Origin of the sequence: Methylobacterium carpenticola, assembly GCF_042748905.1 — a bacterium.
GTDB classification, from domain to species: domain Bacteria; phylum Pseudomonadota; class Alphaproteobacteria; order Rhizobiales; family Beijerinckiaceae; genus Methylobacterium; species Methylobacterium carpenticola.
The window spans coordinates 4,739,417-4,758,997 of sequence record NZ_JBHZEO010000001.1 but is presented as its reverse complement, the minus strand read 5'-3'; the positions used below and the strand labels follow the sequence as shown (position 1 = coordinate 4,758,997).

Annotated in this window: 15 protein-coding genes; 3 read left to right on the top strand and 12 right to left on the bottom strand. The window is 72.3% G+C overall.

Features of this window, described 5'->3' with window-relative positions:
* Window positions 1–45: 45 nt before the first annotated feature.
* The 5 genes from rfbA to alaS form a co-directional block, all read right to left on the bottom strand.
* Window positions 46–933 carry a glucose-1-phosphate thymidylyltransferase RfbA gene (gene rfbA, locus ACE101_RS22070; protein ID WP_379134129.1) on the bottom strand — a complete coding sequence of 296 codons (888 nt, stop codon included), beginning with the start codon at window positions 931–933 and terminating at the stop codon, window positions 46–48.
* Between the two features lie 11 nt (window positions 934–944).
* Window positions 945–1,841 carry a dTDP-4-dehydrorhamnose reductase gene (gene rfbD, locus ACE101_RS22065; RefSeq protein ID WP_379134126.1) on the bottom strand — a complete coding sequence of 299 codons (897 nt, stop codon included), beginning with the start codon at window positions 1,839–1,841 and terminating at the stop codon, window positions 945–947.
* A gap of 3 nt (window positions 1,842–1,844) precedes the next feature.
* Window positions 1,845–2,894, bottom strand: a complete 1,050-nt coding sequence (gene rfbB / locus ACE101_RS22060; protein ID WP_379134123.1) for a dTDP-glucose 4,6-dehydratase — start codon at window positions 2,892–2,894, stop codon at window positions 1,845–1,847.
* Window positions 2,895–2,919: 25 nt separating this feature from the next.
* Window positions 2,920–3,474: a dTDP-4-dehydrorhamnose 3,5-epimerase gene (gene rfbC / locus ACE101_RS22055; protein WP_379134120.1), complete on the bottom strand. Its 555-nt coding sequence runs from the start codon at window positions 3,472–3,474 to the stop codon at window positions 2,920–2,922.
* A 245-nt stretch (window positions 3,475–3,719) separates the two neighbouring features.
* Window positions 3,720–6,380: an alanine--tRNA ligase gene (alaS, locus tag ACE101_RS22050; protein ID WP_379134117.1), complete on the bottom strand. Its 2,661-nt coding sequence runs from the start codon at window positions 6,378–6,380 to the stop codon at window positions 3,720–3,722.
* Window positions 6,381–6,620: 240 nt separating this feature from the next.
* Here alaS and ACE101_RS22045 point away from each other — a divergent pair, with 240 nt between their 5' ends.
* Window positions 6,621–7,037 (top strand): MAPEG family protein, encoded by a 417-nt coding sequence (locus ACE101_RS22045; protein ID WP_379134114.1) that lies wholly within the window; start codon window positions 6,621–6,623, stop codon window positions 7,035–7,037.
* A 69-nt stretch (window positions 7,038–7,106) separates the two neighbouring features.
* Here ACE101_RS22045 and recA read toward each other — a convergent pair whose 3' ends face one another.
* Both recA and ACE101_RS22035 read right to left on the bottom strand, forming a co-directional pair.
* The gene (gene recA, locus ACE101_RS22040; RefSeq protein ID WP_379134112.1) at window positions 7,107–8,198 is read right to left on the bottom strand and encodes a recombinase RecA; all 1,092 of its coding nucleotides are present in this window, start codon (window positions 8,196–8,198) and stop codon (window positions 7,107–7,109) included.
* A 196-nt stretch (window positions 8,199–8,394) separates the two neighbouring features.
* Entirely contained in the window at window positions 8,395–11,319 is a 2,925-nt protein-coding gene (locus tag ACE101_RS22035; RefSeq protein ID WP_379134109.1) for a caspase family protein, read from the bottom strand.
* A gap of 240 nt (window positions 11,320–11,559) precedes the next feature.
* Here ACE101_RS22035 and ACE101_RS22030 point away from each other — a divergent pair, with 240 nt between their 5' ends.
* Entirely contained in the window at window positions 11,560–12,810 is a 1,251-nt protein-coding gene (locus ACE101_RS22030) for a NupC/NupG family nucleoside CNT transporter (protein ID WP_379134106.1), read from the top strand.
* Window positions 12,811–12,841: 31 nt separating this feature from the next.
* Here the strand turns inward: ACE101_RS22030 and ACE101_RS22025 are convergent, their stop codons facing one another.
* From ACE101_RS22025 to ACE101_RS22015, 3 genes are all read right to left on the bottom strand, one after another.
* On the bottom strand, window positions 12,842–14,206 hold the full coding sequence (locus ACE101_RS22025) for a DUF3100 domain-containing protein (RefSeq protein WP_379134102.1): 1,365 nt from the start codon (window positions 14,204–14,206) through the stop codon (window positions 12,842–12,844).
* Window positions 14,207–14,283: 77 nt separating this feature from the next.
* The gene (locus ACE101_RS22020; RefSeq protein ID WP_379134100.1) at window positions 14,284–15,813 is read right to left on the bottom strand and encodes an aldehyde dehydrogenase family protein; all 1,530 of its coding nucleotides are present in this window, start codon (window positions 15,811–15,813) and stop codon (window positions 14,284–14,286) included.
* A 14-nt stretch (window positions 15,814–15,827) separates the two neighbouring features.
* Complete coding sequence (locus ACE101_RS22015) at window positions 15,828–16,703, bottom strand: NAD(P)-dependent oxidoreductase (RefSeq protein WP_379134097.1); 876 nt, start codon at window positions 16,701–16,703, stop codon at window positions 15,828–15,830.
* A gap of 170 nt (window positions 16,704–16,873) precedes the next feature.
* Between ACE101_RS22015 and ACE101_RS22010 the strand changes: the two genes are divergently transcribed.
* Entirely contained in the window at window positions 16,874–17,941 is a 1,068-nt protein-coding gene (locus tag ACE101_RS22010) for a LysR family transcriptional regulator (RefSeq protein WP_379134094.1), read from the top strand.
* Window positions 17,942–18,443: 502 nt separating this feature from the next.
* On the opposite strand, the gene minE is transcribed toward ACE101_RS22010, so the two are convergent.
* Both minE and minD read right to left on the bottom strand, forming a co-directional pair.
* Window positions 18,444–18,713 (bottom strand): cell division topological specificity factor MinE, encoded by a 270-nt coding sequence (gene minE, locus ACE101_RS22005; RefSeq protein WP_379134091.1) that lies wholly within the window; start codon window positions 18,711–18,713, stop codon window positions 18,444–18,446.
* Entirely contained in the window at window positions 18,710–19,525 is an 816-nt protein-coding gene (minD, locus tag ACE101_RS22000; protein ID WP_379134088.1) for a septum site-determining protein MinD, read from the bottom strand. The genes minE and minD overlap by 4 nt, the downstream gene beginning before the upstream one ends.
* Between the last annotated feature and the right edge of the window lie 56 nt (window positions 19,526–19,581).

Here is a 19,581-nt window from a genome sequence, read left to right as displayed (position 1 = left end):
GCCGGAAGGGGGAAGCCCGGGACATCCGGACGCCGGGCTTCCCGGTCAGGAGGCCGGCCGCCGGTCGCTCTCGCGGGCGAGCCGCAGCAGGTACTGGCCGTAGGCGGTCTTGGCGAAGAGCTGGCCGCGTGCGGTGACCTGCTCGGCCGGGATCCAGCCCTGCTGGAACGCGATCTCCTCCAGGCAGGCCACCTGCATGCCCTGCCGGCGCTGGATCACCCGCACGAACTCGCCGGCTTCGAGCAGGCTGTCATGGGTGCCGGTGTCGAGCCACGCGTAGCCGCGCGACATGCATTCCACCTGGAGCTGTCCGCGCTCCAGATAGGCTTGATTGACGTCGGTGATCTCGAGTTCGCCGCGGGCCGAGGGCTTCACCGCCGCCGCGATGTCGATCACCTGATTGTCGTAGAAGTACAGGCCCGTCACCGCCCAGGTCGATTCCGGCTCCTTGGGCTTCTCGACGAGCTTCGTCGGCCGGCCCTGGGCATCGAGGTTCACGACGCCGTAGGCCTCCGGCTGATCGACGTGGTAGGCGAATACCGTCGCGCCCTGTTCGCGCGCCCGCGCCCGGCGGACCAGCTCCTGCAGGCCGGCTCCGAAGAACAGGTTGTCGCCGAGGATCAGCGCCACCGGATCGGTGCCGACGAACTCGCGGCCGATGATGAAGGCCTGGGCCAGCCCCTCGGGCTTGGGCTGCAACGCGTAGGAGAAGTTCACGCCGAACTGCTCGCCCGTGCCGAACAGCCGCTTGTAGTTGTCGAGGTGCTCGGGGCTCGAGATGATCAGGATGTCGCGGATCCCGGCCAGCATCAGCACCGACACGGGATAGTAGATCATCGGTTTGTCGTAGATCGGCAGCAGCTGCTTGTTGATGGCCAGCGTCGCCGGGTGCAGACGGGTGCCGGATCCGCCGGCGAGCACGATGCCCTTCATCAAAGGTCTCCTCAGGCCGGTTTCGCCGGGCCGATCAGGCGGTCGAGAATGTCGTCGAGAGCCGCTTGCCAGGGGCGCGGCGCGATGCCGAAGTCGCGCGTCAGCGTCTCGGTCGAGAGCTCCGAATTGGCCGGGCGCCGGGCGGGGGTGGGATAGGCGGCGGTCGGGATCGGCTCCACCGGCACCCCACGGGCGCCGCGGGCCCGCGCTCCCGCCATGATGGCCCGCGCGAACGCGCACCACGTCGTCGCGCCGGCATTCACGCAGTGATAGGTGCCGGTCGGGCTCGACGGGTCGTCCGCGAGGCGCAACGCGATGGTGGCGAGCGCCGCGGCGAGGTCGGCGGCGGAGGTCGGGCAGCCGTGCTGGTCGTCCACCACCGTGAGGCCGTCGCGCTCGCCGGCGAGCCGCAGCATCGTCTTGACGAAATTGCCCCGGTGCGGGCTGACCACCCAGGCCGTGCGCACCACCGCGTGGCGCGGATTGCCGGTGCGCACCGCGAGTTCGCCCGCAGCCTTGCTCGCGCCGTAGACGCTCGTCGGCCGGATCGGCGCATCGGTGGCGTAGGCGCCCGTGCCGCTGCCATCGAAGACGTAGTCGGTCGAGACCTGCACCAGCGGGATGCCTGCCCGGGCGGTGGCGGCGGCGATGTAGGCGGGCGCCAGCGCGTTGAGGCGCCACGCCGCGCCGATCTCGCTCTCGGCCTTGTCCACCGCCGTGTAGGCGGCGGTGTTGATCGCCGCCGCGTAGGGCCGCTCGGCGATCGCCGCCGCCACCGCGGCTTCATCGGTGATGTCGAGGGCGTCGCGGGCGGGGGCGTGGACCGTCACGCCCTCCGGCCAAGCGAGGTCCCGCAGCTCGGTGCCGACCTGGCCGCCGCCGCCCAGGACGAGGATCGCGCGGGTCATGCTTCAGCCCGTCAGCCCGAGGCGCTCGCCCGTGTAGCGGCCCTCCCGGATCGGCTGCCACCAACCCTGGTTGTCGAGGTACCACCGCACCGTGTCCTCCAGCGCCTGCTCGAAGCTGCGCGTCGGCTGCCAGCCCACCTCGCGCTCCGCCTTGCTCGGGTCGATCGCGTAGCGCCGGTCGTGGCCCGGACGGTCCGTCACGAAGCTGATCAGCCGCTCGTGCGGACCGGCCTCCGGCCGCAGCCGGTCGAAGATCGCGCACAGCGTCTTCACCACCGCGAGGTTGTTGCGCACCGAGCGCCCGCCCAGCAGGTAGGTCTCGCCGAGCCGGCCCTTCTCCAGCACCGCCACCAGGCCGCGCGCGTGATCCTCGACGTGGATCCAGTCGCGCTCGTTCTGCCCGTCCCCGTAGACCGGCAGCGGCTTGCCCTCGAGGGCGTTGAGGATCATCAGCGGGATCAGCTTCTCGGGGAAGTGCCGCGGCCCGTAATTGTTCGAGCAGTTCGTCACCAGCACCGGCAGCCCGTAGGTCTCGTGCCAAGCCCGCGCGAGGTGGTCGGAGGCCGCCTTCGAGGCGGAGTAGGGCGAGCGCGGATCGTAGCGGCTCTCCTCGGTGAAGAAGCCGTCCGGGGGCAGCGAGCCGTAGACCTCGTCGGTGGAGACGTGCAGGAAGCGGAAGCCGTCCTTCTCCGCCCCCGCGAGCCGGCCGTAATGGGCGCGCGCGGCTTCCAGCATCACCTGGGTGCCGACCACGTTGGTGCGGATGAAGGCGGCCGGCCCGGTGATCGAGCGGTCGACGTGGCTCTCGGCGGCGAGGTGCATCACCGCCTGCGGCCGGAACTCGGCGAAGAGCGCGTTCACCCGCTCCGCGTCGCAGATGTCGGCCTCGGCGAACCGATGGCGCGGGTCGTCCTTGAGCGCCCGCAGCGAAAGGGGATTGGCCGCGTAGGTGAGGGCGTCGAGGGTGAGGACGTCGTGGCCGAGATCCTGGACGAGGTGGAGGACCAGGGCCGAGCCGATGAAGCCGCAGCCGCCCGTGACGAGGATGCGCATGGGTGAGGGATCTCCGTTCGGGGCGTCAGAAGCGGGCGGGCAGTTCGGCGAGCCGGGGCGCGATCCTGTCCTTGTCGGAGAGGACGGCCTCATCCGGGGCGACGGGCCAGTCGATGCCGAGGTCGGGATCGTTCCAGAGCAGGTTGCCGTCGTGCTCGCGGCTGTAATAGCCGCCCGCGACCTTGTAGGCGACCATGGTGTCGGGCGTCAGCGTGCAGAAGGCGTGGCCGAAGCCGATGGGAATGAAGAGCTGGTGGCCGTTCTCGGCGTCGAGGCGCACGGCGACGTGGCGGCCATAGGTCGGGGAGGCGCGGCGGAGATCCACGGCGACGTCGAGAATGGCGCCGGCGATGACGCGCACCAGCTTGGCCTGGGCGTGGGGCGGGGTCTGGAAATGGATGCCGCGCACCGTGCCCCGATGCGCGGAGAAGGACTGGTTGTCCTGGATGAAGGCGTCGGTGATGCCGGCCCGGGCGAGGATGTCGGCGCGGAAGGTCTCGGAGAACCAGCCGCGGTCGTCGCCGAACCGCTTGGGGATCACCAGCTTCACGTCCGGGATCGACTGCTCCACCACCTGCATGCGTCACGCTCTCCATCTATTCTGGCGTCGGCTACGCGATGCCCATCGCCGTTCCGAGAGGCGACCGTGTCCCAGTTGCGTCGACGCGCCAGGCTCCGAGTATACGGGCAGGCCCCTAGAGGTTGATGATCAATCTGACAAGCCGGCAGAGATCCGGATCTCGTCTCGATCGAGGCTGACGCTTCATCGTCAGCGATGGCCAAAGTCTCGGCGCGGTGCCGTATGATCTTGCCAGTATTGCACAATCAGGCAGCCGCGAGGGCTGCCTCGATCGCATCCAGGGCCGCCTGGGCCGCCGCCCCGTCCGGACCGCCGGCCTGGGCCATGTCGCGGCGTCCACCGCCGCCCTTGCCGCCGAGCCGCTCCGAGCCCGCACGCACCAGGGCGACCGCGTCGAATCGGTCGGTGAGGTCGTCCGTCACGCCGACGACGAGGCCCGCCTTGCCGTCCTCCGCCACGCCGACGATCGCGACGATCCCGGAACCCAGCCGCTTCTTGCCCTCGTCCGCGAGGCTCTTCAGGTCGCGCATCTCCACGCCTTGCACGGCGCGTGCCATCAGCTTGACGCCACTGATCTCGCGCACCGGATCCTCGCCCGTGCCGCCGCCGCCCATGGCGAGCTTGCGCCGGGCCTCGGCCAGTTCGCGCTCCAGCCGGCGCCGGTCCTCGATCACGGCGGCGAGCCGCTCGGGCGCCTCCGCGGGCGGCACCTTGAGCAGGCCCGCCACGGCGGCGAGGCGGCGGCTCTCCTCGGCGAGGTGGCGGCGCGCCGCGTCCCCGGTCATGGCCTCGATGCGGCGGACGCCCGAGGCCACCGCGCTCTCGCCCAGCACCGTGATGACGCCGATCTCGCCGGTGCGCCCCACATGGGTGCCGCCGCAGAGTTCCACCGAGAAGGCTTTCGGACGACCGTCCTCGGTGCGGTCCTCGCCCATCGAGACCACCCGCACCTCGTCGCCGTACTTCTCGCCGAAGAGGGCGCGGGCGCCGGTGGCGATGGCGTCGTCGACGGCCATCAGCTTCGTCACCACCGGGGTGTTCTGCAGGAGGATGCGGTTCGCGATCTCCTCGACGGCCGCGACCTCCGCGTCGTTCATCGGCTTGGGATGGCTGAAGTCGAAGCGCAGGCGGTCCGGCGAGACGAGGGAGCCCTTCTGGGCGACGTGGTCGCCGAGGGTCTGCCGCAGCGCCTCGTGCAGGAGATGCGTCGCCGAGTGATGGGAGCGGATCGCCGCGCGGCGGGCGTGATCCACCTTCAGCTCGACCGCCTGCCCGCCCGTGAGCCGCCCCTCCTCCACGGTGACGTGATGCACGAAGAGGTCGCCGAGCTTCTTCTCGGTGCCGGTCACCCGCACGCGCAGGCCCGGCCCGGTGACGAGGCCCGTGTCGCCGACCTGGCCGCCCGATTCGCCGTAGAACGGCGTCTGGCTCACCACGAGGAGGCCGTCCTCGCCGGTCTCCAGCGCCTCGACCTCGACGCCGCCCTTCACCAGCGCGGTGACCACGCCCTCCGCGGTCTCCGCCTCGTAGCCGAGGAACTCGGTGGCGCCCACGCGCTCGCGCAGCGCGAACCACAGGGTCTCGGTGGCGGCCTCGCCCGATCCCGACCACGCGGCGCGGGCCGCGGCGCGCTGGCGCTCCATGGCGGCGCTGAAGCCCTCGGTGTCGACGCCGATGCCGCGGGACTTGAGCGCGTCCTGCGTCAGGTCGAGGGGGAAGCCGTAGGTGTCGTAGAGGGTGAACGCGGTCTCGCCCGAGAGCTTCTGCCCCTCCGAGAGGTCGCGGGTCTCGGCGTCGAGGATCGAGAGGCCACGCTCCAGGGTCCGGCGGAAGCGGGTCTCCTCCAGGCGCAGCGTCTCGCTGATCAGCGCCTCGGCGCGCACCAGCTCCGGATAGGCCTGGCCCATCTCGCGCACCAGCACCGGCACGAGGCGGTACATCATCGGGTCGCGGGCGCCGAGCAGCTGGGCATGGCGCATGGCCCGGCGCATGATCCGGCGCAGCACGTAGCCGCGGCCCTCGTTGCCCGGCAGCACGCCGTCGGCGACGAGGAACGAGGCGGCGCGCAGGTGGTCGGCGATGACCCGGTAGGAGGCGGTCTGCGCCCCCTCGGGCGGACGGCCGACCTGATGGGCGACCGCATCGATCAGGCTGCGGAACAGGTCGGTGTCGTAGTTGCTCTTCACGCCCTGGAGGATCGCCGCCATGCGCTCCAGGCCCATGCCGGTGTCGATCGAGGGCCGCGGCAGGCTGAGCCGGTTGCCCGGCTCGATCTGCTCGTACTGCATGAACACGAGGTTCCAGAATTCGAGGAAGCGGTCGCCGTCCTCGTCCGGGCTGCCGGGCGGGCCGCCCCACAGCTCCGGGCCCTGGTCGATGAAGATCTCCGAGCACGGCCCGCAGGGGCCGGTATCGCCCATCTGCCAGAAGTTGTCGGAGGTGCCGATGCGGATGATGCGGTCGTCGGAGAAGCCCGCGATCTTGCGCCACAGGGCCGCCGCGTCCTCGTCGTCCGCGTAGACCGTGACCAGCAGGCGCTCCTTGTCGATCCCGAACTCCTTCGTCACGAGGTTCCAGGCCAACTCGATCGCCAGCGGCTTGAAATAGTCGCCGAACGAGAAATTGCCGAGCATCTCGAAGAAGGTGTGGTGGCGCGCCGTGTAGCCGACGTTGTCGAGGTCGTTGTGCTTGCCGCCGGCGCGCACGCATTTCTGCGCCGTGACCGCGCGCTGGTAGGGCCGCTTCTCCACGCCGGTGAAGACGTTCTTGAACTGCACCATGCCGGCGTTCGTGAACATCAGGGTCGGGTCGTTGCGCGGGACCAGCGGCGAGGACGCCACGATGTCGTGGCCGTGCTTGGCGAAGTAGTCGAGGAAGGTCGACCGGATCTCGTTGACGCCGCTCATCGGGTGAAGACTCGTGCGGTTGGGTGACGGGCGAGAAGGGCTCGGCCCGGAGTGCCGCTCACGGAACGCCCGCCCGCGCCCGGAGCGGAGCCGGCGACGGAGGTTGCGTGAGGAGCACGGAAGGGCTCGCGCCCGCTGTCTTAGTCACGCGGCCCCCCCGTGTCGAGGCGGCGGCCTCCGCTATGTCGGATCGGGCGGCCAAGGGACGGCCAAGCCGCCGGGCCTGCTGGAGATTCGCCCATGATGCCGATCGAGATCCGCCTCCTCGCCTATGCGGTGCTGCTCGGCTTCGCACACATCGTGGCGGCTTCCGCCGCCGGGCTGACGCAGCGGGGCGGCCTGACCTGGGCGGCGGGCAACCGGGAGACGCAGACGCCGGTCACCGGGGCGGCGGGCCGGCTGGAGCGGGCCTCGAAGAACTTCTTCGAGACCTTCCCGCTCTTCGCCACCCTGGTGCTCGCGGCGGCGGCGATCGGCCGGCACAACACGGCGGTGGTGCTGGGGTCTCATCTCTACTTCTGGGCGCGGCTCGTCTACCTGCCGGTCTACGGCTTCGGCATCCCGATGATCCGCACGCTGATCTGGGGCGTGGCGATGGTCGGGATCGCCTTCGTGTTCGTGGGGCTGTTCACCAAGATCGGCCCCTTCGTGCGCTGAACCCCCGGCACGACGAGGCCCGCCGCGATGTCTCGCGGCGGGCCTCGGACGCTGTCGATCGCGCGCGGATCAGGCGTCGCCCTCGTCCAGATCATCGGCGGTCGGAACCGCGTTCTCGAGGATCTTGTCGGCGACGAGGCCCATGTTCTGGCGGATCGCCATCTCGATGCGGTTGGCGATGTCGGGATTGTCGCGCAGGAAGCCCTTGGAGTTCTCGCGGCCCTGGCCGAGGCGCTGGCTGTCGTAGGAGAACCACGCTCCCGACTTCTCGACGATGCCGGCCTTCACGCCGAGGTCGATCAGCTCGCCGACCTTCGACACGCCCTCGCCGAACATGATGTCGAACTCGACCTGCTTGAAGGGCGGCGCCACCTTGTTCTTGACGACCTTGACCCGGACGCTGTTGCCGATCGGCTCGTCGCGGTCCTTCAGGGTCGAGACGCGGCGGATGTCGAGGCGGACCGAGGCGTAGAACTTCAGCGCGTTGCCGCCCGTTGTGGTCTCGGGGCTCCCGTACATCACGCCGATCTTCATCCGGATCTGGTTGATGAAGATCACCATGCAGTTCGAGCGCGAGATCGAGCCCGTGAGCTTGCGCAGGGCCTGGCTCATCAGGCGGGCCTGGAGGCCCGGCTGCTGGTCGCCCATCTCGCCCTCGATCTCGGCGCGCGGCGTCAGCGCGGCCACCGAATCGACCACCAGCACGTCGATGGCGCCCGAGCGCACCAGCGTGTCGGTGATCTCCAGGGCCTGCTCGCCGGTATCGGGCTGCGAGATCAGCAGGTCGTCGAGGTTCACCCCGAGCTTGCGGGCATAGACCGGATCGAGCGCGTGCTCGGCATCCACGAAGGCGCAGACGCCGCCCTTCTTCTGGGCCTCGGCGATCGTGTGCAGCGCGAGCGTCGTCTTGCCCGAGGATTCCGGGCCGTAGATCTCGATCACCCGCCCGCGCGGCAGGCCGCCGACGCCGAGCGCGATGTCGAGCCCCAGCGAGCCGGTGGAAATGGTCTCGACCTCCTGCACCTTGTCGCCCTTGCCCAGGCGCATGATCGAGCCCTTGCCGAAGGCGCGCTCGATCTGGGCGAGCGCGGCATCGATCGCCTTCGACTTGTCTTTATCCATGGTCGGGTTTTCCACCAGTCGCAGCGAGGACTGAGCCATCTGAACGGTCCTTATGGCACGGGGTCGGAGGGATTCTCAATGCGCGCGGTCCTCTGCATGTACTTGTTTTGTTCTCATTCGGCAAGGGTGGCTGGGGAGAACTTCGGCACGATGGGCGGTTTGGCGCAGGTGACCTGCGGGGCGTGAGCGGCCCGGGAGGGGCGGGACCGGGACTGCGATCCGGCCCCGCTCGCGCTCAGCGGCAGGGCGGCTGGCCCGGATGGCCGCAGGACCGCCCGGCTCCGGGCTGCGCTCCCGGTCCCGGATGGGGCGCCGCCGGCTGCGGGCGCTGCTGCATCATCTGCTGCTGCCGTGCCGCCTGAGCGGCTGCCTGCTGGCGGGCCGCGGCCTGCTGGGCGGCCTGCTGCTGGCGTTGGGCCGCGGCGGCCGCCTGTTGGGCCTGCTGCTGGCGCTGCATCATCATCTGTTGCTGCATCTGCTGCTGCCGGGCGGCCTGGGCGGCTGCCTGCTGGCGGGCCGCGGCCTGCTGAGCGGCCTGTTGCTGCATCATCTGCTGCTGTTGGCGTGCCGCCTGGGCTGCCTGTTGCTGGCGGGCGGCCTCCTGCTGGCGCTGAGCCGCCGCCCGCTGGGCCTGCTCCTGCATCATCTGCTGCCGACGGGTGGCGTCGTCCTGGGCGCGGGGCGCCAGGGCGAGGGGCGTAGCGGGACGCAGGGCTGCGGGGCCGGGCTGGGCCGGGCGTCCGGCTTGCGGAGCCGGTGCGGGGATCGGCTGCCCGGGCCTGGCGGGCGCGGCGGTTTGGCTGGGCACCGCGGCGGGCGACGCCGACGGAGAGGGGTGTCCCGCCTGCTGAGGCGGCGACGCTTGCGCCGGAGCGGCCGCGGGCGGGTTCGGATGCGGCGCTTGCGGAGTCGGCGCGGGCAGGGGCTGTCCCGGAGTGTTCGGCCGCGCCGCCTGTGGCGAGGCGGCCGGCGCTGTCGGGGCCGGATGCCCGGCCTGCCGGGCAGGTTGACCCGGGACCGGGGCCGGCGCGATGGCGGCCGGGTTCGGCCGCGTTGCCGGCTGGGCCGGCGGATTCGGCACCGGCAGCGCTTGGCCCGGGGCGTTCGGCCGTGCCGCCTGCGGCGTCGGGGCCGGCGTCGGCGCCGGACGCCCGGCTTGCTGAGCGGGTGGAGCCTGTCCGGCGGCCGGCTGGGCCGGCGGGTTCGGAGCCGGCAGGGCTTGCTCCGGGGCGTTCGGTCGCCCGGCCTGCTGCGCCGCGGGCGGTCCTCCCGGGCCCGCCTGGCCGGCCGGCTGGCCCGGTGCCGCGGCGGGGGCGGCCGGGCGTCCTCCCTGCGGCGCGGCCGGCGCGAATCCCGGCAGCGGGGCTCCCGGCGGCCGGGCCGCCTGCGGAGCCGGTGCGCCGGGCTGGCCGGGTGGGGACTGGCTCGGCAGGGGCTGACCGGTGAGGCCGACCGGGCGCCCGGCGGGCTGGGCGGCCGGGCCCGGCTGGCCCGGGACGCCGGGGTTCGGCTGTCCGGAAAAGCCGGATGCCGGCTGACCGGTCGGGGGGACGGCTTGGCCGCCCGGAGCGGGTGCTTGGCTGCCGGGAGCGGACGGCAGGCTCGGGCGCAGGGCGGCCTTCCGGGACAGCGAGGGCGGCAGCGCCACGCGGGCGGCGACGGCGCCGAGCGCCGCGCCCGCCACGCCGGCCGCGATCGTGGTGCCGGAGATTCCGCCGCGGGCCGGCGCCGCGTTGGCGGCGTTGATCTGCTCGATCACCGTGGTGTCGTGCATGTGCTCGTAGATCACGTTGCCGGGCGGCGCCGCGACCGCCTGGGGCGGCCGGACATAGGCCGGGACGGGCACGAAGGCGGGCGTCGGCAGGGCGTATTCCTCCACCACGGGCGGCGGCGGCGGCAGATCGACGATGTAGGCCGGTCGCGGCGGCAGATAGACCGGCGGCGGGGGAGGGGGCAGATCGTAATCCGGGTCGTCGAGAACGAGGACGGGCCGCTCGACATAGACCACCTCCTCGGGCGGGGGCGGCGGCACGTCGTAGGCGAGGGCGGCGAAGTGCGGCGGCGGCTCGGCGGCGGCCGCGAGCTGCCGCAGGCGGCGGCGCGCGTCGAAGCCGTGGGGGCCGCGCGGATAGCGGTCGAGATAGGACCAGTAGGCGTCCGGCGTGTCGGCGAGGCGCGAGCGACGCCAGATCAGCGCCTCGCGCCGGGCCGCGACGATGGCCCGCACGCGCTTGGCGAGGGGATCCCGCGGATAGGCCCCGAGGAATTCCTCGTAGCCGGCAAGGGTGTCGCGGGCGACGCAGCGCGCGAAGGCCGTCCGGGGGCCGAGTTCGCCGACGGGCTTCCGGCTGTCCATCGCCGCCACCTGGGCCGCGAGCGGGGGCGCGTCCGGCGCCCGCTCGAAGAACACGAAGGGCGCGTCGATATGGGCGCTGTGCCAGGGCATCTCGGCTCCGCCCGTGGTCTCGCTCACCCGCAGGCGGACCCGCTCGAACAGGTCGTTCGGTGTCAGGCCGCCCTCGCGCATCATCTCGACGAGGGCGCGCGCATAGGCGCCGTAGGGGCCCTGCTCCTCCGGGCCGATGGTGCCGGGTGCGGCGTTGAAGGCCACGAGGGAGCCCGGCTCTGCCTCCGTGAGGGCAAGCCCGCCCGCGAGCGGATCGCCCGTCAGGCGGAAGGGCGCCCTGTGGGCGGCGTCGAGCACGAGGAAGCGCGCCTTGAGCGGCAGCGCCGCGAGGCGCTTGGCGTAGTCCGAGATCCGCAGGGCCCGCAGCGGCACGTCGGAGGCGGTGCCGATCCGCGCATCGACGGGCGCGACGTAGGTCTCGCCGTCGAGTTGCAGGCCGTAGCCCGCAATGTAGACGAAGGCGACCGCGTCCGGCCCGGCGGCCGCCGCCTTGTCGGTGAAGTCCCGCAGTGCCCGGCGCAGGCCGTCCTCGTCGAGGTCGCGGGCGCCGACCACGTCGAACCCCGCCGCCTGCAGGGTCTGCGCGACGAGGCCCGCATCGTTGGCGGCGGTGGGCAGCGCGCCGGCCTCGTAGGCGCCGTTGCCGATCACCAGGGCGATCCGGGTCTCGGCTGGAGCCGCGCCGGCCGGAGCCGGCAGCAGGGCCGCGAGCGCGGCCAGCATCAGCGCGATGATCCGTGCGGCCTGCGCCATCGGAGTCCTCTCCCTGCTGTAGCGGGATGCATACCGGTGCAATACGGGCGGCGCTGGGTGAACTCCGCCTGAATGAACCGGCCGGGATGCTGCGTCAGCGGCATCGCCCTTGCTGTCCTCGAGCGGGGCCGCGTCGGCCGAGGCCTTGCCGGCTGCGCTCCTCGCTTCGGAGCAGGGTCTCGACGGCGAGCCGCAAACCACGGTTCCGAAATCCCTGCGGGGGCGGATACAGGATCCCGGATGGCCGACAGAATCCTTCACTGCGCGCTCAGCCTCGCCGTCCTGATCGGCGTCGCGGTGCTGTTCTCCACGAACCGGCGGGCGATCCGCCCGCGGGTGGTGCTCTCGGCGCTGACGATCCAGATCGCGCTCGGGGCCCTGATCCTGTTCGTGCCCCTCGGGCGGCGCGTCCTCACCGTCGCCGCCGAGGCGGTGGGCGCGGTGCTGGCCTATGGCGATCGCGGGGCGGCCTTCCTGTTCGGCGGCCTCGTCGAGCCGAAGATGTTCGAGATGTTCGGCAATGGCGGCTTCGTGCTCGCCTTCCGGGTGCTGCCGCAGATCGTCTACGTCTCGGCGCTGATCGGCGTGCTCTATCACTTCGGGATCATGCAGGCGCTCGCCCGCGGGATCGGGGCGGGGCTGCGGCGCCTCATCGGGACCTCGCGGATCGAGACCTTCTCCGCCGTGATCACCATCGCCATCGGCCAGAGCGAGATCGCGGTGGCGTTGCGCCCCTTCCTGCCGCTCCTGACCGGATCCGAGCTGTTCGCCGTGATGTCGAGCGGGGCGGCCTCCACGGCGGGCTCGATCCTGGCCGGCTACGCGGCGCTCGGCGTGCCGATGGACTACCTCCTCGCCGCCTCGGTGATGGCGATCCCCGGCGGCCTCCTCTACGCCAAGATCCTGGTCCCGGCGACGGAGCCGAGCCGGGTCAAGACCATGCGGGCCGAGTTCGGCGAGCGCCGGGCGGTCAACGTCATCGAGGCGGCGGCGGAGGGCACCCAGAAGGGGCTCGCCGTGGCGGTGGCGGTGGGCGCGATGCTGATCGCCTTCGTGGGCCTCATCGCGCTGGCGAACGGCCTCGTCGGCTGGATCGGCGGCCTCGCCGGTCTGCCGGGCGCCTCGATCGACGGCATCCTCGGGGTGGCCCTGAGCCCGCTCGCCTGGATCCTCGGCGTGCCCTGGGAGCAGGCCGGCATGGTCGGGACCGCCATCGGCCAGAAGATCGCCTTCAACGAGTTCCTGGCCTACGCCAATCTCTCGCCGGTGCTGAAGAGCGGGGAACTCGGGCCCCGCACCACCGCGATCCTGTGCTTCGCGCTCTGCGGCTTCGCGAACCTCGCCTCGATCGCGATCCAGCTCGCGAGCTTCGGCAGCCTCGTGCCCGAGCGCCGCTCGGAGGTCGCGGCCTACGGCCTGCGGGCGATCCTGGCCGGCAGCCTGTCGAACTTCACGAGCGCGGCCATCGCGGGCCTGTTCATCGGGACCTGAGGGCGCGGAGCGGTGCCCCGCGCCCGTCTCGTCACACCGGCGGATGCATCCAGAACTGGGCGATCAGGGTGGCGCCCAGGAAGGTGCCGGCATTGGCCATGAACGACACCACCACGATGCGCCAGCCGAGCTGCCGGAAGGCCGGCACGTCCTTGGCGATCGACAGGCCCGCGAAGGCGAGGATCGGCGTCGCCAGGGCGAGGAAGTTGATCTTGCCCGTGAGGGCCGCGACCTCGGCGGCGAAGGGCAGGCCCGGATAGGTGAGCGCCATGCCGATGAGCGAGGTCCAGACCACGGCGGGCAGCCGGCGGCCGGTCAGGCGGTAGAGGCCCCAGCCCGCCACCACCACGCCGACGATGATCGCCGCGCCGCCGAGCACCGCGCCGTCGGGGCGCGTGCCGTAGGTGAGCGCGTTGCCGATCAGGCCGAAGGCCGCCGCCGCGAGCCACGCCGCCGCCAGGGCGCCGAAGCCGAGGGCGGGCGCCTCCTCGGGCAAACCCGCCACCGGGGCCGCGGCGGGCTCGGTCCGGCCGCGGCCGCGGCCGAGGATCGGCTCCAGCACGCCGTAGGCCCAGACCGTGAAGGGCAGGGACAGGAACAGGGTGAAGTAGGTGCCGATGGTGGTGGTGATGAGGTTGCTCGCCGCCGCGAAGGTCGCGACGTCCTTGGCCATCTCGGGGGTCTGCTGGGCCGCGATGGCGCCCGAGGCCGCCGCCATCATGCTGCCCGAGCCGACGCCGGCGCCCATGGCGAGGGCGAGCGGGTTGAAGATCCCGAGGCTCGCGACCAGTCCGGCGAGGACGGCGATGAACACCGCCCCGAACACCGTGCCGGTCAGGTACTCGGCGAGCACGCCGCGGCCCTCCGGCGAGGCCATGCCGTAGCGCTCGCCGATGATGGCGAGGCTCGGCTCGCGCCCGACCGAGAAGGTGGCGCCGATCGCCTCCCGCTTGATGCCGAGCAGGAGCGCCACCGGCAGGCCGAACACCATCGTGCCGAAGAAGTGGCCGAATTCCTGGAAGGCGAGCGCCCAGCCGGAGGCCAGGATCTTCGGCAGCGAGCCGCCGACCATTAGGCCGAGCTTGGCGATGAACAGCAGCAGAACCGGCTGGAGGATCGCCGCGGCCTGGTGCTGGAGCGGCGCCGTCACCCGCAAGGGGGCCGGCAGCCGCCCGGCCGCGAGGCCGAGCGCGCCGCCCATCAGCAGGGCCCAGAGCAGCGGCAGCAGGATGATCTTGCCGTGGCCGACCGGGATCGCGACGTTGCCGATCAGCTCGGCCAGCACCACGACGACGAGGGCGAGCGCGAACAGCTTCAGGGTGCCCCGCTTCGAGGCCGCGGCGGCCGGCGGATCGTGGGAGGGCGTGGTCTCGGGGGCGAGCGCTTGGCTCATCATGGCGTTGTCTCCGGTTGGGGCGCAGGAGCCCGGGCCGGAGGCGCCGCCCCCGGGACCGGGCAGGGCAGGCAGGTGGATCAGGCGCCGACGCCGGGGGCGTAGCCGAAGGAGGCGCCCGGCGCCGCCGCGGTCTCGACCCAGACGCTCTTCACCTGCGTGTATTCGTGCAGGGCCTCGACCCCGCTCGACCGGCCGTAGCCGCTCAGGCCGTAGCCGCCGAAGGGCGAGGCGACGTGGATCGTCTTGTAGGCGTTGATCCAGAAGGTGCCGGCCCGCACCGCCGCGGCCACCCGATGCCCGCGGCCCACGTCCCGGGTCCAGACCGCGCCCGCGAGGCCGAAATCGGAATCGTTGGCGATCGCGATCGCCTCGGCCTCGGTGTCGAAGGGGATCGCGGTCACCACCGGCCCGAAGATCTCGGTGCGGGCGCAATCCATGGCATTGGTCGCCCCCGCGAGCACGGTCGGGCGCACGAAGAAGCCGCCCTCGGCCGGGGTGCCGTCGCTGCCGGCGGCGAGCGTCGCGCCCTGGTCGAGGCCGCTGCGGATCATGCCGAGCACGTGCCGGTACTGGTTGGCGTTGCTGATCGGGCCGATCTCGGTCTCGGGGTCGAGGGGATCGCCGACGCGGATGCGCCGGGCGCCTTCCGCCACCATGGCGACGAAGCGGTCGTAGATCGGGCGCTCCACGAGGAGCCGCGAGCCCGCGACGCAGGACTGGCCCGCCCCCGCGAAGATCGCCGCCTGCGCGCCCAGGCAGGCGCGCTCCAGATCCGCATCCGCGAACACGATGTTGGCCGACTTGCCGCCGAGTTCGAGCACGCAGGGCACGAGACGGCGGGCGGCGGCCTCGGCGATGCGCGCGCCCGTCGCCGGCGAGCCGACGAACACCACCTTCGACACGGCCCGCTCGGCGATCGCCGCCTGACCCGTGGTGTGGCCGAAGCCGGCCAGCACGTTGACGACGCCCGGCGGCAGGCCCGCCCGCTCGGCCAGGGCCGCGACGGCGAGCGAGGTGACGGGGGTCAGCTCGGAGGGCTTGAGCAGGATCGCGTTGCCGGTGGCGAGCGCCGGGGCGATCTGCCAGCCGCAGGTGAAGATCGGGGCGTTCCAGGGCGTGATCTGGAGCACCACGCCCACCGGCTCGCGGCGGGTGTAGTTCAGGTGGCTCGTCGGCACCGGGATGACGTCGCCGTGCAGCTTGTCGGCCCAGCCCGCGTAGTACTCGATCATCTCGGCGACCTTGGTCGCCTCGACCCGGCAGTCGCGCAGGGGCTTGCCGGCCGTGATCGCCTCCAGGCGGGCGAGGGGCTCGATCTCGGCGCGGATCGCCCGGGCGATGTCCTGCATCACCCGGCCGCGGGCCGCGCCCGTCAGCGCCGCCCAGCGCGCCTGGCCGGCGAGGGCCGCCCGGGCGGCCTCCGCGACCACGGCCGGGCCGGCATCCGGGTAGGTGGCGAGCGTCAGGCCGCTCGCCGGGTCGGTGAGCGTCACCGCCTCGCCGGTGCCGGGCACGATGCGGCCGTCGACCCAGGAACCGATCCCGGCGGCCTCGGGGAAGAAGTGGCGGACGAGGGCGGCGAGCGCCTGGGGGCGGGTCTCGGTCATGGCAATCTGTCCTCTCAGCGGGCCGGGTCGAGCTGGAGCGCGACGATGCGGTTGAAGTCCTCGGAATCCGGGGCGGCCTCCGTGCTCTCGCGCCACAGGCGGGCCACCTCCGCGGCGACCGGCAGGTCGAGGCCGAGCGCGTCGATCAGGCTCTCGGCGAGGCGAACGTCCTTGCGCATCAGCTTCATGGTGAAGCCGGAATCGAAGGCGCCGTTGAGCACCCAGGTCGGGAAGTTCACCTGGGTCACGCCGCTGCGGCCCGAGCCGGCATTGATCCCGGCGAGCAGGCGAACGGGATCGACGCCCGCGTCGCGGGCCATGCGCACCGCTTCCGCGGCGGTGAGCAGATGGGCGGCGCAGAGCAGGTTGTTGGCGATCTTGGTGACGTGGCCGGCGCCGACCCCGCCCACGTGCACGCGCGTGGCGCTCATCGCTGCGAGGACCGGCTCGGCGCGCGCCAGGGCCGCATCGGTCCCGCCGATCACCATGGTGAGGGTTCCCGCATGGGCGCCCTTCGGGCCGCCGCTCACCGGCGCGTCGATGAGGGCGATCCCGGCGGGCTCCAGCGCCGCGGCGACGCGGCGGGTGGTGTCGGGATGGGAGGTCGAGGTGTCGATGACGAGGAGGTCCGGCCGCGCGCCGCGGAGGGGGCCGTCCGGCCCGAGCAGCACCGCCTCGACGATCTCGGCGGTGGGCAGCGAGAGCACGACGATCTCGCAGGAATCCCAGATCTCCCGCGCCGAGGCGGCAACCGCGATGCCCTCGGCCGCCACCGCCTCGCGCGCCGCCGCCGCGGCATCGGTGCCGAGCACCCGGAAGCCGCCCCGCGCCAGGGACAGGGCCATGCCGCGCCCCATGTTGCCGAGGCCGATGACACCGATCGTCTGCATGCCTGAATCTCCCGGACGGCTCGCGGGCGCCGTCTCGCGCCGCTCTCTCGGATCCGGAGAGTGCCGCGGGCGAGCGTTGAGAAGAATGGCGCTGGCAGGTATTTTGCGTTGACTTGCCGGCAACGCACCCGGCGCTCCGGGCCACACCCGGAAGGTTACGGGAGGAAAGAATGCACGGCCTGGACGAGCGCGGCCTGCGCTATCTCGCCACCGCGGTGAGCTGCGGCTCGGTCCGCGCCGCCGCCGACAAGCTCAACATCAACGCCTCGGCGGTGAGCCGGCAGCTCGCCCAGATGGAGGCGGCGCTCGCCACCCCGCTGATCGAGCGGCACAGGCGCGGGGTGCGGGCGACCGATGCCGGCACCCTGCTCCTCGACTATTACCGGCGGCAGACCTCCGACCGGGAGGACACGCTCGCCAAGCTCTCGGAGCTGAAGGACCTGCGGCGCGGGCACATCGACGTGGTGCTGGGCGAGGGCTTCATCGGCGACCTGATGTCCGGGGTGCTGCAGGGCTTCTGGTCGCGCCATCCCGCCGTGACCATGACCCTCGACCTCGCGGCGACCAACGACGTCGTCCGCCGGGTGATCGAGGACGAGGCGCATGTCGGCCTCGTCTACAATCCGCCGCCGGAGCCGCGCCTGCGCACGCATCTGGCCCTGGCCCATCCGATCCGGGTCGTGGTCCGTCCGGACCATCCCTTCGCCCGGCTGTCCACGCCGCTCTCGCTGCACGATCTCGCGGCTGCCCGCCTCGGAATGATGCATCCCGCCTACGGCATCCGCCAGATCATCGCGGGGGCCGAGCGGGCCGAGGGCGTGCGGCTGGGCGCGGCGCTGATCACCAGCTCGATCTCGGTGCTCAAGCAGTTCGTGATCGCGGCGAACGGGGTCACGCTGCTGCCCGCCTTCTGCGCCGCCTCCGAGATCGCGGCCGGGACCCTCTGCGCCGTGCCGCTCGCGGATCCGGCGCTGAACGCCGTCGAGGCGCAGATCGTCACGCGGCTCGGGCGCCAGCTGCCGGACGCCGCCGCGCGCTTCCTCCAGCATCTCGCCCGCGCGATGGCGCAGGAACTGCCGAACCGGCGGCGGGACGCACCGGTCAGGGGGATGGATCGCCCTTCGGGGACGGATCGCCCTGCGGGGACGGATCGTCCTGCGGGGAGGGACCGTCCGTCGGGGAGGGGCCCTGCGGGGGCGGTTCGGGCGGAGGCGCGTGGTCGGCCCGCCATTGCGTGAACAGGCTCTGGAGGACCGCGACGGTGTCGCGCACGGCCTTGGCCTCGTCTTCCACCGAGACGCCCTCCGAGACGGAGTTGCGGGTGGTGAGGAGGGCGCGCTCCTCGATCTCGCTCAGGCGCTCGGAGAAATCCGGCCGCTCGGCGAGGAGGCTGAGGCAATCGCCCATGGCGGTGGCGAGGGTGGTGGCGAGGAGCCCGGCAGTGGCGACGTCGCCCACCGAGGCCTCGTAGGGCTCCGGGGAGGCCTCGTCGTCCTCGTCGTCCTCGGCCTCGGCGGCCGCTTGCAGGCCCTCGACCAGGGCCTCGACGAGTTCGACGACCGTGTCCTCCGGCAGGGCGAGGCGCACCACCGGATCGGGCTCCTCGGAGAGGAACCCGGCAGCGCCCAGTGTGAGCTGGAGGATGCCGGGTCGGCGCAGGCTGAGCCCCAGGAGGGCGTTGGCGTAATACGTCGGAGCGTCGGACGGCATCCGGGACCTTTCGAGTCGAGCGGCGGGGCCTCAGGCGCCCGCGAGGCCCGCACTCTTGTAGGCCGGAAGGTCGATGTCGATCCCGAGCGTCGAGACGCCGCCCCGGCGGTCGAGATTGACGCGGACCTTGTCGCTGTCCACCGCCATGTGCTTGGCGACGGCGGCCATGATGTCCTCGCGCAGGAGGGCGATCATGTCGCGCCGGCCGAACAGGGCACGGTCCTGCGCGAGCAGCATCTTGAGGCGGTCCCGCGCGGCGGGTGCGGAGCCTCTGCGGGGACGAAAGCCGAAGCGCTTCATGCGGCCCTCCGGGAGAGGAGACGGTTGAGGAAGGACTTGCGCTCGGTCGGGATGGTCATCGCCACGCTCTCGCCCTTGAGCCGGCGCACCGCATCCGCATAGGCCCGCGCCGGTGCGCTCGCCGGGTTGTTCAGCGTCACCGGGCTGCCGACGTTGGAGGCCTTCAGCACCTCCTCGCTCTCCGGCACCACCGCCAGCAGCGGGATCGACAGGATCTCCAGCACGTCCTCGAGCTTGAGCATCTCGCCCCGGTCCGCCCGCGAGGGGTCGTAGCGGGTCAGGATCAGGTGCTTCTCCAGGCTCTCGCCGGCCTCCGCCCGCGCCGTCTTGGCGTCGAGCAGCCCGATGATGCGGTCGGAGTCGCGCACGGAGGAGACCTCCGGGTTGGTGACCACCACGGCGACGTCGGCGTGGCGCATGGCCAGCGTGGCGCCGCGCTCGATGCCGGCGGGGCTGTCGCAGATCACCCAGTCGAAGCGCTCGCGCAGCTCGCCGATGACGCGGGCGACGCCCTCGTCGGTGAGGGCGTCCTTGTCGCGGGTCTGGGAGGCGGGGAGGATGGAGAGGGTGTCGACGCGCTTGTCGCGGATGAGGGCCTGGGCGAGCTTGGCGTCGCCCTGGACGACGTTGATGAGGTCGTAGACGACGCGGCGCTCGGCCCCCATCACGAGGTCGAGGTTGCGCAGACCGACGTCGAAGTCGACGACGCAGACGTTCTGACCGCCCTGGGCGAGGGCGGCTCCGAGGGCGGCGGTGGTCGTGGTCTTGCCCACGCCGCCCTTGCCCGATGTAACAACCAAAACCTTTGCCATCGTGTTCTCCCCCAGATTCGTCCTCGATGTGCGGGCGGCCGCACTTCCGGCGGTCC

What these genes read in the sequence shown, in the direction of transcription:
- ACE101_RS22035 (WP_379134109.1), bottom strand. Translation starts at nt 11,319, where the DNA reads ATGGCGCAGGCCGCACGGATCATCGCGCTGATGCTGGCCGCGCTCGCG.
- rfbC (WP_379134120.1), bottom strand. Translation starts at nt 3,474, where the DNA reads ATGCAGGTGGTGGAGCAGTCGATCCCGGACGTGAAGCTGGTGATCCCC.
- ACE101_RS22030 (WP_379134106.1), top strand. Translation starts at nt 11,560, where the DNA reads ATGGCCGACAGAATCCTTCACTGCGCGCTCAGCCTCGCCGTCCTGATC.
- ACE101_RS22045 (WP_379134114.1), top strand. Translation starts at nt 6,621, where the DNA reads ATGATGCCGATCGAGATCCGCCTCCTCGCCTATGCGGTGCTGCTCGGC.
- ACE101_RS22010 (WP_379134094.1), top strand. Translation starts at nt 16,874, where the DNA reads ATGCACGGCCTGGACGAGCGCGGCCTGCGCTATCTCGCCACCGCGGTG.
- ACE101_RS22025 (WP_379134102.1), bottom strand. Translation starts at nt 14,206, where the DNA reads ATGATGAGCCAAGCGCTCGCCCCCGAGACCACGCCCTCCCACGATCCG.
- minD (WP_379134088.1), bottom strand. Translation starts at nt 19,525, where the DNA reads ATGGCAAAGGTTTTGGTTGTTACATCGGGCAAGGGCGGCGTGGGCAAG.
- rfbB (WP_379134123.1), bottom strand. Translation starts at nt 2,894, where the DNA reads ATGCGCATCCTCGTCACGGGCGGCTGCGGCTTCATCGGCTCGGCCCTG.
- minE (WP_379134091.1), bottom strand. Translation starts at nt 18,713, where the DNA reads ATGAAGCGCTTCGGCTTTCGTCCCCGCAGAGGCTCCGCACCCGCCGCG.
- rfbD (WP_379134126.1), bottom strand. Translation starts at nt 1,841, where the DNA reads ATGACCCGCGCGATCCTCGTCCTGGGCGGCGGCGGCCAGGTCGGCACC.
- recA (WP_379134112.1), bottom strand. Translation starts at nt 8,198, where the DNA reads ATGGCTCAGTCCTCGCTGCGACTGGTGGAAAACCCGACCATGGATAAA.
- ACE101_RS22015 (WP_379134097.1), bottom strand. Translation starts at nt 16,703, where the DNA reads ATGCAGACGATCGGTGTCATCGGCCTCGGCAACATGGGGCGCGGCATG.
- ACE101_RS22020 (WP_379134100.1), bottom strand. Translation starts at nt 15,813, where the DNA reads ATGACCGAGACCCGCCCCCAGGCGCTCGCCGCCCTCGTCCGCCACTTC.
- alaS (WP_379134117.1), bottom strand. Translation starts at nt 6,380, where the DNA reads ATGAGCGGCGTCAACGAGATCCGGTCGACCTTCCTCGACTACTTCGCC.
- rfbA (WP_379134129.1), bottom strand. Translation starts at nt 933, where the DNA reads ATGAAGGGCATCGTGCTCGCCGGCGGATCCGGCACCCGTCTGCACCCG.